The 647-nt window shown below is 64.0% G+C and carries 1 protein-coding gene; it reads left to right on the top strand.

All coding sequences use genetic code 11. The annotated features are described in order from the left end of the window. Positions 1-52: 52 nt before the first annotated feature. Positions 53-598, top strand: a complete 546-nt coding sequence (gene kdpC / locus OC610_RS28485; RefSeq protein WP_264433076.1) for a potassium-transporting ATPase subunit KdpC — start codon at positions 53-55, stop codon at positions 596-598. The last annotated feature ends 49 nt before the right edge of the window (positions 599-647 follow it).

Raw genomic sequence — 647 nt, 5'->3', positions numbered from 1 at the left:
AGCGGGAGCAAGCTCCCTCGCCACGGTGTGTACACCCTTGAGGTTCTAAAAAATGTTCACCCTGATTCGCCCGGCCTTGAGCCTGTTACTCCTGATGACGCTGCTCACTGGCGTCGCCTATCCATTGCTCGTCACCGGTGTGGCGCAAGTCGCCTTCCCGGACCAGGCCAACGGCAGCCTGGTCCATGATGCCGACGGAAAAGTCCGAGGCTCCCGGTTGATCGCCCAGGATTTCATCGGCGACGGCTGGTTTCATCCGCGCCCCTCGGCAGGTGCCTTTGCCACAGTGGCCAGCGGCGCAAGCAATCTTTCGCCCAGCAACCCGGCGCTGGCCACCCGCGTGATCGATGACGCCCATAAGCTGCAAGTTCCCAATCAGGGCCCGGTGCCCCTGGCGCTGCTGACCACCTCCGGCAGTGGGCTGGATCCGCACTTGCCTCCGGCGGCGATTGCCTATCAACTGGCGCGAGTCGCCGCCGCCAGGAATGTGCCGGTGTCGACGTTGCAGCAGTTGCTCGACGACAACACCGAGCGGCCCTTGGTGGGCCCGCCGGTGGTGAACGTGCTGGCGCTGAATATGGCCCTGGAAAAACGCTGAGCCAAGGTGGGAAACACTGAGCCAAGGTGGGAGCGAGCCTGCTCGCGAA

This window comes from Pseudomonas agronomica, assembly GCF_025917275.1.
GTDB classification, from domain to species: Bacteria; Pseudomonadota; Gammaproteobacteria; order Pseudomonadales; family Pseudomonadaceae; genus Aquipseudomonas; species Aquipseudomonas agronomica.
The sequence above is the reverse complement of the archived record's forward strand: the minus strand, read 5'-3'. Positions and strand labels throughout refer to the sequence as shown.